At 74.1% G+C, this 9,634-nt stretch carries 8 protein-coding genes; 1 reads left to right on the forward strand and 7 read right to left on the reverse strand.

Annotated features, from left to right (window positions below; translation table 11 throughout):
- Window positions 1-119 precede the first annotated feature (119 nt).
- The 4 genes from SPI96_RS04425 to dapA are packed head-to-tail and all read right to left on the reverse strand — an operon-like array spanning window position 120 to window position 5,561.
- Window positions 120-662, reverse strand: a complete 543-nt coding sequence (locus SPI96_RS04425; protein ID WP_321081157.1) for a nicotinamide-nucleotide amidohydrolase family protein — start codon at window positions 660-662, stop codon at window positions 120-122.
- A complete protein-coding gene (gene pgsA / locus SPI96_RS04430; protein ID WP_321081158.1) occupies window positions 662-1,288 on the reverse strand; it encodes a CDP-diacylglycerol--glycerol-3-phosphate 3-phosphatidyltransferase in 627 nt (208 codons plus the stop codon). Before pgsA ends, SPI96_RS04425 begins: the two co-directional genes overlap by 1 nt.
- Window positions 1,267-4,581, reverse strand: coding sequence for a DNA translocase FtsK (locus SPI96_RS04435; RefSeq protein WP_321081159.1), 3,315 nt, complete (start codon window positions 4,579-4,581; stop codon window positions 1,267-1,269). The genes pgsA and SPI96_RS04435 overlap by 22 nt, the downstream gene beginning before the upstream one ends.
- A gap of 53 nt (window positions 4,582-4,634) precedes the next feature.
- The gene (gene dapA, locus SPI96_RS04440; RefSeq protein WP_321081160.1) at window positions 4,635-5,561 is read right to left on the reverse strand and encodes a 4-hydroxy-tetrahydrodipicolinate synthase; all 927 of its coding nucleotides are present in this window, start codon (window positions 5,559-5,561) and stop codon (window positions 4,635-4,637) included.
- 97 nt (window positions 5,562-5,658) lie between these two features.
- On the opposite strand from dapA, the gene SPI96_RS04445 reads away from it, so the two are divergent.
- Entirely contained in the window at window positions 5,659-6,903 is a 1,245-nt protein-coding gene (locus SPI96_RS04445; protein WP_321081161.1) for a heparan-alpha-glucosaminide N-acetyltransferase domain-containing protein, read from the forward strand.
- Here SPI96_RS04445 and SPI96_RS04450 read toward each other — a convergent pair.
- Genes SPI96_RS04450 through SPI96_RS04460 form a run of 3 tightly spaced genes read right to left on the reverse strand, consistent with a single transcriptional unit; the run spans window position 6,888 to window position 9,519 of the window.
- Window positions 6,888-7,379: a hypothetical protein gene (locus SPI96_RS04450; RefSeq protein ID WP_321081162.1), complete on the reverse strand. Its 492-nt coding sequence runs from the start codon at window positions 7,377-7,379 to the stop codon at window positions 6,888-6,890. The two genes, SPI96_RS04445 and SPI96_RS04450, sit on opposite strands and share 16 nt — an antisense overlap.
- Window positions 7,366-8,172 carry a 4-hydroxy-tetrahydrodipicolinate reductase gene (gene dapB / locus SPI96_RS04455; protein ID WP_321081163.1) on the reverse strand — a complete coding sequence of 269 codons (807 nt, stop codon included), beginning with the start codon at window positions 8,170-8,172 and terminating at the stop codon, window positions 7,366-7,368. The genes SPI96_RS04450 and dapB overlap by 14 nt, the downstream gene beginning before the upstream one ends.
- A gap of 27 nt (window positions 8,173-8,199) precedes the next feature.
- Window positions 8,200-9,519: a pitrilysin family protein gene (locus SPI96_RS04460; RefSeq protein WP_321081164.1), complete on the reverse strand. Its 1,320-nt coding sequence runs from the start codon at window positions 9,517-9,519 to the stop codon at window positions 8,200-8,202.
- Window positions 9,520-9,634 lie beyond the last annotated feature (115 nt).

Here is a 9,634-nt window from a genome sequence, read left to right on the forward strand (position 1 = left end):
AATTTCCCTGGACATCCTGTGGGCGCGCAGCGGACGGGCGGCACCCGGATTCCAGACTCGCCCAGGTCAACACGCCCGACCGCGTGGCCATTCCCCGGCAGCGGCCGGGACGGCGCGGTTCACCCCTGAAGCGCCCGCCGCAGCAGCTCGAGGGCCCGCGCAGTAGCGGTCGCCCGGATCCGGGCGCGGCCCCCGTCCGCCCGCAGCGGCACCGCGATGGATTCCTCCCCCGCCCATTGCCCGCCGGTGCTCTCGACCAGGGCAGTCAGGGCGTCCGCGAACGCGGCCGGGGCGCTGAGGCCGACCCACACGGTCCCCACCGGCCGCCCCTGGTGCGGCTCGGGGCCGGCGACGCCGGTGGTGGCCACGCCGACGTCGGCTCGGCAGACCCGGCGGGCGCCAGCAGCCATCTGCCCGGCCACCTCCGGATCCACCGCACCGTGGAGACGCAGCCGCTCGGCGTCCACGCCGAGCACCCGCTGCTTCACATGGTTCTGGTAGGCGACCACGCCACCCTGCAGCACCGCCGAGGCCCCCGGCACGTCCGCCAGGGCCGCGGCCACCTGCCCGGCTGTCAGGGACTCGGCGGTGGCCACGGTGATCCCGGCCGCCGTCGCCGTGTGCACGATCTGCCGTGCGGCCGACGAGGGCCCGGCGGGCATCAGGCACCCCCGCGGGCGAGGAAGTCACGGCGCAGACGCAGGGCGTCGCGCACGTACTCGATGCCGGTGAGCACCGTGAGCACGGTGGCGGCACCGATCACGATCCAGCCCGGCCACGGCCACCAGGCCCCCACGACGGGCACCAGGGGCATCAGCAGCAGGGCGATGCCCACGGCCTGCAGGACGGTCTTGAGCTTGCCACCGCGGCCGGCGGGCATCACGCCGTAGCGGATCACTACGAAGCGCATCAGGGTGATGCCCCATTCGCGCACGAGAATCACGATGGTGACCCACCACCACAGCTCCCCCAGCAGGGAGAACAGCACGAGCGCCGCCCCGGTGAGGAGCTTGTCCGCAATGGGGTCTGCGATCTTGCCGAAGTCGGTGATCAGCCCGCGGCTGCGGGCGATGTCGCCGTCCAGCTTGTCCGTGTACATGGCCGCCGCGAACAGGCCGAAGGCCGCCCAGCGGGCCACCGTGGAGTCCTGCCCCCACGGTCCGCCGGCCCACAAGGCCCACGCGAAGAACGGGACCATCACGATGCGCAGGCCTGTGAGGATGTTCGGCAGGTTCCACGCCGAGACCTTCTGCCCCTGGTCGGGGGTCACCGCCCTGTCAGCTGCCATGCGTCCTCCGATTCAGCGTCGTCATCCTCATCGTCCCAGGACACGGCCTGCGGGCGCGAGTCGAGGTCGTCGCCGACCAGGTCCGTGGAGGACCAGCGGTCCTGCCCTGCAGACACGGCCGCCGCACCCGAGCCCTGACCGCTCGGAGTCTGAGCGCTCGGGGCCTGGCCCGCGGGGGCCTGGCCGGCCGGGGCCGAGGCCTCGGAGGCGGGAGCACTGGCCGGCTCCTCCGGCGGAGCGTCGCCGGAGATCGTGGCCAGCACCCCGGCGAGGTCCTCGGGCTTGACGAGCACGTCGCGGGCCTTGGAGCCTTCGGAGGGGCCCACCACGCCGCGGGACTCCATGAGGTCCATGAGGCGGCCTGCCTTGGCGAAGCCCACCCGCAGCTTGCGCTGCAGCATGGAGGTGGAGCCGAACTGGGTGGTGACCACGAGCTCGACGGCCTGCAGGAGCAGGTCGAGATCGTCGCCGATGTCCTCGTCGATGACCTTCTCGGCCTTCTCGGGAACCACGTCCTCCCGGTACTGCACCTGCATCTGGGACTTGACGTGCTCCACCACCGCGTGGATCTCGGACTCGTTGACCCAGGCGCCCTGCACACGCATGGGCTTGGACTTGCCCATGGGCAGGAACAGGGCGTCGCCCTGGCCGAGCAGCTTCTCCGCACCGGGCTGGTCCAGCACCACGCGCGAATCCGTGACGGAGGAGGTGGCGAACGCCATGCGGGAGGGCACGTTCGCCTTGATCAATCCGGTCACCACGTCCACCGAGGGCCGCTGGGTGGCCAGCACCAGGTGGATGCCGGCGGCACGAGCCAGCTGGGTGATGCGCACGATGGCGTCCTCCACGTCCCGGGGGGCGACCATCATCAGGTCCGCGAGCTCGTCCACGATCACCAACAGGTACGGGTAGGGGCGCAGCACCCGTTTCGAATCCGGCGGGAGGGTCACCTGCCCGGCGCGCACGGCCCTGTTGAAGTCGTCCACGTGCTTGAAACCGAACGCGGCGAGGTCGTCGTAGCGGGTGTCCATCTCCTTGACCACCCACTGCAGCGCCTCGGCAGCCTTCTTCGGGGAGGTGATGATCGGCGTCACCAGGTGCGGGACGCCCTCATAGGCGGTGAGCTCCACACGCTTGGGGTCCACCATCACCATCCGGACCTCGTCCGGGGTGGCCCGCATGAGGATCGAGGTGATCATCGAGTTCACGAACGAGGACTTGCCCGCGCCGGTGGCACCGGCGACGAGCATGTGCGGCATCTTGGCGAGGTTGGCCACCACGTAGCCGCCCTCGACGTCCTTGCCGACGCCCATGACCATCGGGTGGTCCGTCTGCTGGGCCGCCTGCGAGCGCAGGACGTCGCCGAGCACCACGACCTCCTTGTCCGCGTTGGGGATCTCGATGCCGATCGCCGACTTGCCGGGGATGGGGCTGAGGATGCGCACGTCCGAGGAGGCCACCGCGTAGGCGATGTTGCGCTCGAGCGCCGTGACCTTCTCCACCTTGGTGCCCGGGGCGACCTCCACCTCGTAGCGGGTGACTGTCGGGCCACGGGAGAAACCTGTGACCTGGGCGTCCACCTTGAACTCCGTGAACGTGGTGGTCAGCGCCTCCACCACGCGGTCGTTGGCCTCGGAGCGCTCCTTCGGGCGCGGGCCGGCCGGCAGCAGGGCGGTGTCCGGCAGCTCGTAGACGCTGCCGTCCGGGGAGGTCTGCCGGGCCGCCGGTGCCGCAGACTCCACGGGCGGGACCGGCTCGGGGCGGCTCACCGCGGGCACGGAGGCACGACGCGCGGGCTCGGCAGGCGCTGCGGGCTCGGCCCGCGCGGCGTCGGCCGTCTCCTCGGCGGCCGGTCGGGCCGAGGGCAGGGCGACGGTCGGCTGCTCATCAGCCGGAAGGTCCTCCTGGGCGGACGTGGCCGACCGAGCGGGGGCGGGGCCGGCGGCGTCCTGGCCGGCGGCCTCCTGAGCGCTGCGCTCGCGCACGGCGCGGGCGTGCTCGCGCACCTGCTCCAGGGCCCGGTCCGCCGCCGTGGGACGGCGTACCCCGGCCGGGGGCTCAGGCGCACCGGCAGGGGTGTCGCCGTCCTCCTCGACCCACGGGTCGAAGTCGTCCACGGGGGCCGGACGGCGCCGCCGACCGGTGGGGCGCTCGGCGTCGAAGACCTGTTGCCCGCCGGCATGCCGGGCCGGCCGGGAGGGCACGGCCGCGCGATCCAGGGGCACGGTGGCCTCCTCGACGGCGTGGGCCCCGTACCCTGCCGGCTCCGCCGTGCCGACCACGGCGGTGTCATAGGCCACCGACTCGTGGCCGTGCTCGGGCAGGTAGTCCTCCTGCCCGCTCTGGCCCCCGGAGCGGCTGAACAGGCGCGCGAGGAACCCGGGACGTTCTGCGGCGGGCTCGGCGGCGTGACTGCCGTGGTCGAGGTAGGACTGATCGTGGTCCGGGTGGGTGCGCCCGCCGTGCAGGTCCACGGAGGTCTGCTCCCCGTGGTGCGCCCCGGACCGTTCACGACGGCGGCGGCGCTGCTCCCGGCGCTCGCCGCGCCGCTGCTCGGCGTCCTCGGCGTCCTGGCCGGTGAGCCACGCGTAGGCCCCGCGCAGCCGTTCCGGGATGGAGCCCAGCGGCGTGGCCGTGAGCACGAGCAACGAGAACAGGGCCAGCACCACCATGAGGATCCACACCGGGATCGGGGTCACGAGCGCGGCCAGCGGAACCGTGGCGAGGTAGCCGACGATGCCGCCGGCGCCCAGGAGGGCCTCGAAGGAGTCCTTGGCCGAGGGCAGACCGCCCACCAGGTGCGCGATGCCGCAGCCGGCGACGGTGGCCATGAGCAGGCCGATGACGATGCGCCCGTTGGCCCGGTGGTCCGTGGGGTGCCGGAAGCACCGCACCGCGATCACCAGCAGGACGACCGGCAGCAGCAGGGCGAACCAGCCCACGGTGCCGGCGACCACGGCCTCCACGACCCCGCCCACCACGGTGCGGCGCAGGCCCCACCAGTGGACGGCCGCCACGAGTGCGGCCAGCAGCACCAGCAGCAGGCCGGTGCCGTCCCGGCGATCCTCCCGGGCGATCCGCACATCCGGGCCCGCCTTGCGGAAGGCTGCGCCCACCGGGGTCGCCACGGCCATCCACGCCCCGTGCACGGCACGGCTGAACGCGGAGGGGCCTTCGTTCGCGGAGGACGAGGCGGTCGCGCCCTTCCCCGAGGTGCGCGACCGGCCGGCACGGGAGCCGGACGGGGCCTTCGAGGAGGACGACGAGCGCGAGGAGGTGCTGCGGGTCGCCATGCCCTCCAACGTACCGCGCCCGCGGACGCGATACGCACCCGGGGCGCGGTCGGTCAGATGCTGATGCCGGCCTCGGCGAGGTCGGCGCGGATGGCGGCCAGCTCCTGCTCGGTGGCTCGCACCAGCGGCAGGCGCACGGTGTCCGTGGGGATGACGCCCTGGGCGGCGAGCACGGCCTTGGCCGCGACCGCACCCTGCACGTGACCCATCACACCGCGCTGCACCGGGTCCAGGGCGAAGTGTTCACGGCGGGCCGCAGCGAGGTCCCCGGCGTGCACCGCATCCACGAGCGCCCGGTAGCGCTCCGGGGCGGCGTGCGTCGACACGGAGACGACGCCGACGGCGCCCATCGCCATCAGCGGCAGGGTCGCGCCGTCGTCGCCGGAGTACACGTGCAGGTCCGTGTGCGCCAGGACGGTGGTGGTGGACTGCAGGTCGCCCTTGGCGTCCTTGAGGGCCGCGATGTTCGGGTGCGCGGCGAGCGCGACGATCGTCTCGGCCTGGATCGGCATGACCGAGCGGCCGGGGATGTCGTAGAGCATCACGGGGACGTCCACGGCGTCGGCGACGGCCTCGAAGTGCGCGCGGATGCCGGCCTGGTTGGGCTTGTTGTAGTACGGGGTCACCACCAGCAGACCGTCGACGCCGGCCGCGGCGGCCTTGCGGGACAGCTCCACGGAGTGCGCGGTGTCGTTGGTGCCGGTGCCGGCAATGACCTTCGCGCGCCCGCCCACGGCCTCGAGCACGGCCCGGAACATGGCCATGTTCTCCTCGTCGGAGAGCGTGGAGGTCTCCCCCGTGGTGCCGGTGACCACGATCCCGTCCGCGCCGCGGTCCACCAGGTGCACAGCGAGGGCCTGTGCCGCGTCGAGGTCCACCGCCCCGTCCTCGGCCATGGGGGTCACCATGGCGGGCACGACGGTGCCGAAGGGCAGGTCGGCGGGGCGGACGGTTCCAGCGGTTCCAGGCAGGTCAGTCATGGCCCCAGGCTACCTGGGAGGATGGCCCAGGGCAGGGCTCGACCGACGCGTGCCGCGCCCGACCCCGCCGCCGCCCCAACCGTGAGGACAGGTGACCATGCCGCAGACTCCCCCGCCGACGGGACCCAGCGGCCCCGCGGCCGGCCTCACCACACCGTCCCCGGACCCACGCAGGCCGCGCACCGCGCGCTTGGCAGGGGTGGACGCCGCCCGCGGTGTGGCCCTGCTGGGCCTGGCCGCCGTGCACGTGATGCCCCCGCTCACCGGGCACGGAGCCCCGGGCCCGCTGCACCTGGTGTTCGCCGGCGGTGCCGCAGCCCTGTTCGTGGTGCTGGCCGGCGTCGGGCTCTCCCTTGCCTCCGGCGGTGTGCGCCCCGTGGGACGGGCCCGTGCCGCCCTGCTGCGTCGGCGCACCGCCCGCCGGGCCACGCTGCTGTTCGGGCTGGGGCTGGTCTGCGGCTGGGCCGGGGCGCCAGTGGCCGTGATCCTGTGCCACTACGCGCTCATGTTTGTGCTGGTGCTGCCCCTGCTGCGTGCCCGGCTGCGCACGCTCGCGGCCGTGGGCGCGGCATGGGTGACCGCCGGGCCGCTGCTGGTGTTCGCCGCCGCCACCGCGGGCCAGCGGCTGCTCGGGCGGGAGGAGTTCCTCACCGGAGGCCGGCTCTGGGTGAGCCCCTCTCCCGAGCACCTGGCGGACCTCCCACTGCTGCTGCTGGACCTGACCGTCACCGGGTACTACCCCGTGCTCTCCTGGACGGGGTTCATGGTGCTCGGCATGGCCCTGGGCCGCCTGCAGCTGCGGTCCCCACGGACGGCCGGGTGCCTGCTCACGGCAGGAGCCGCCGCATCGGGCGGAATGTGGGTGCTGGGAACCGCCGTGCGGGCGGCACCGGGTGTGATGGCCCGGGTGGCCGCCGCCACGCACGCCCCGGTGGCCGAACTGTCCGCCACCGTGCTGGTGGGCGAGCACCGCCTCGCCTGGCTCGTGCCGGACCCGCTCTGGCTGACCATGGTGACCCCGCACAGCGGTTCCCCCCTCGAGGCCGTCCGTGCGGCCGGTTGGGCGGCAGCCGTGCTCGGGCTCTGCCTGCTCGCCGGCACGGGGGTGCTCGCGGGCACGGGGCGACTCTCCCTGAGCCTCTACGTGGGGCACCTCGTGCTTCTCGGCGTGGCCGCCGCCGCGGGCGCTCCCCTGCAGGGCCCGGCCGCAGTGGTCCTGCTGTGGGCCCTGTTCCTCGGCGCAGGCCTGGTGGCGCACCGCACCGGCCGACGCGGCCCCCTCGAAGCCCTCACCGCCGCGCTCTCACGCGCCGGGGAACAGCCCGGTCAGCGGGTGCGCTGACGCAGTCGCACGGCTTCCCGGGCCGCCGCTCGGGCCCGGGAGCGGTCCCCGGAGGCGTCATAGGCCAGGGCGAGACGGTACCGGGCGCGCCAGTCCTCCGGGGCGGCCGTGGCCTCCTCGGCCCACCGCTGGAACTGGGCGTCGGCCGCAGCACGGTCGATCCGGCCCCCGGGCGAGCGCGGCAGATCGTCCACGGGCAGCCCGCCGGTGGCGGCCAGCTCGTCCGCCAGGCGTTCGGTCTGGATTCCGAACAGCAGCTCACGGCCGATCAGCACCAGCCCGACCAGCGAGACCAGGATCCCGGCCACACCGATGACCACCTGCAGCACCCCGCCGGACAGGACGAGCAGCACCGCCCCCCTCACCACCGTTCCGGCGAAGAACAGGCACAACAGGGCCACGGCGGCCACCCACACCTTGGTGCCGGTCCGCCGGCCGAACCGCCGCGGACGGGAGATGGGATCAGTCGAGGCCAAGGAGACCGTCCAGCCCGTAGGTCAGGCCCGGCCGCGAGGCCACGGACCACAGCGCCAGGACCACACCGGGCATGTAGGCCCCGCGGTCGAAGGCGTCATGGCGGACCGTGAGCTGCTCGCCCGGACCACCCAGCAGCACCTCCTGGTGGGCCTCCAGGCCCCGCAGACGCACCGCATGCACGTGCACTCCGTCCACGACGGCGCCGCGCGCCCCATCCGGGTCCCGCTCCGTGGCGTCCGGGGACGGGCCCACCCCGGCCTCCGCACGGGAGGCCGCGATCATCTCCGCGGTCCGCACCGCCGTGCCCGAGGGGGCGTCCAGCTTGGCCGGGTGGTGCAGCTCCACGACCTCCACCGACTCGAAGAACCGGGCGGCCTTCGCCGCGAACGCCGTGGCCAGCACGGAGCCCACCGAGAAGTTCGGGGCGATCACCACGCCCACCCCCGGGTGCTGGGCGAGCTGCTCCTGCAGGCGGGCCCGCCGCTGCGGCACCCAGCCGGAGGTCCCCACCACCGCGTGCAGGCCGTTCTCCACCGCGAACGCGACGTTCTCCGGCGAAGCATCCGGCACGGTGAGGTCCAGCACATGGGTGGCGCCGGCGTCGAGCACGGCCTGGAGGGGGTCCCGCGAGCCGAGCTCGGCCACGAGCTCCAGGCCCTCGGCCTCACGGACGGCCGGCACCGCATAGCGGCCCATCTTTCCGGTGGCGCCGAGGATCGCGACGCGCGGCACAGCCCCGGCGGACCTCGAAGGGTCCGCCGCGGCGTCGGGGTGGGGAGGGTTCACGCTCATGCCCACCACCCTACGCGCCCGCACCCCTCAGGCCGGGGCCACCACCACGCGTGACCGCTCCCCCTCCGCGAGGCGACGGGCGACCTCACGCACCTGGCCGGCGTCGACGGCGCGGATCCGCGCGATCGACGCAGACAGGTCCACATACTCCCCCGTGACCAGCTCCGCCCTCCCCAGCCGGGACATGCGCGCACCCGGGGACTCCATGCCCAGCACTGTGCCGCCGGCCAGCTGCCCGTGGGCACGGTCCAGTTCCTCCGCGGTGATCCGCTCCGCGGCCATCCGCTCCAGCTCCGCCTCCATGAGCGCGGCCACCTCATCCACCCGGCCCGGCTGGCAGCCGGCGTACAGCCCGAAGTAGCCGGCGTCCGAGTACCCGGCGGAGAACGAGTACGTGGAGTAGGCCAGGCCGCGGCGCTCGCGGATCTCCTGGAACAGGCGGGAGGACATGCCCCCGCCCAGCACGGACTGCATCACCGCCAGGGCGAAGCGGTCCGGGTCCGTCGTGGACAGCGACCTCCCCCCGACGACCACGCTCGCCTGCTCCACCGCCTTCTCCACCCGGTGCTCACCGGCCAGCACCTGCGAGGCCCGCGCCCCGGCGGTGTCCACGGCTCGGCGCGGTGCGGGCGAGGCACCCTCGGCCAGCTCCCAGCCCGAGCGGCGCAGCGCCTGCAGCACGAGCCCGCACAGGGCGTCGTGGTCCAGGTGCCCGGCCGCCGTGATGACCAGCTCGTCCGGGCGGTACCAGTGCCGGTAGTGGCCGTGCACGTGCTCCCGGGTCACGGCGCGGATGGTCTCCGGGGTGCCGCCGATCGGCCGGCCCAGCGGGTGCCCGTCCAGGACCGTCTCCGCCAGCCGCTCATGGGCCACGTCCACCGGGTCGTCCGCGTCCATGGCGAGCTCCTCGAGGATCACCCCGCGCTCGGTCTCGAGCTCCTCCGGGTCCAGCAGGGAGGAGGTCACCATGTCCGTGAGGACCTCCACCGCCATCGGCAGGTCCTCGTCCAGCACCCGGGCGTGGTACACCGTGGACTCCTTGGCGGTGCCCGCGTTGGACTCCCCACCGACCCTGTCGAAGGCCGCGGCGATGTCCATGGCGCTGCGAGTGGGGGTGCCCTTGAACAGCAGGTGCTCGAGGAAATGGGTGGAGCCGTACCCGCGCGGGGACTCGTCCCGGGAGCCGACGGCCACCCAGAACCCGAGGGTCACCGACCGCTGCTCGGGCATGGCCTCGGTGAGCACACGGACCCCTCCGGGCAGCACGGACCGGCGGACCTCACCGGGGGTGCCGGCCCCGGCCAGGACACCGTCGAAGTCGAGGGGGATCTCTCGGATGGTGGTCATGGGGCCCCATTGTGTCAGCCCCGCACCGCGTCCCCGGGGCACGACGACGGGGCCGCCCCCCAGCGGGTGGGTGCGGCGCCCGGGGCGGGGGGAGCCCCGCCCCCACCACCGGCCC

Source organism: Micrococcus sp. (genome assembly GCF_034179925.1).
In the GTDB taxonomy this organism is placed as follows: Bacteria; Actinomycetota; Actinomycetes; order Actinomycetales; family Micrococcaceae; genus Micrococcus.

Excerpts from the sequence above, each read along its gene's own strand:
- SPI96_RS04445 (WP_321081161.1), top strand. The coding sequence starts at position 5,659 with ATGCCGCAGACTCCCCCGCCGACGGGACCCAGCGGCCCCGCGGCCGGC.
- SPI96_RS04460 (WP_321081164.1), bottom strand. The coding sequence starts at position 9,519 with ATGACCACCATCCGAGAGATCCCCCTCGACTTCGACGGTGTCCTGGCC.
- SPI96_RS04425 (WP_321081157.1), bottom strand. The coding sequence starts at position 662 with ATGCCCGCCGGGCCCTCGTCGGCCGCACGGCAGATCGTGCACACGGCG.
- dapA (WP_321081160.1), bottom strand. The coding sequence starts at position 5,561 with ATGACTGACCTGCCTGGAACCGCTGGAACCGTCCGCCCCGCCGACCTG.
- dapB (WP_321081163.1), bottom strand. The coding sequence starts at position 8,172 with ATGAGCGTGAACCCTCCCCACCCCGACGCCGCGGCGGACCCTTCGAGG.
- pgsA (WP_321081158.1), bottom strand. The coding sequence starts at position 1,288 with ATGGCAGCTGACAGGGCGGTGACCCCCGACCAGGGGCAGAAGGTCTCG.
- SPI96_RS04435 (WP_321081159.1), bottom strand. The coding sequence starts at position 4,581 with ATGGCGACCCGCAGCACCTCCTCGCGCTCGTCGTCCTCCTCGAAGGCC.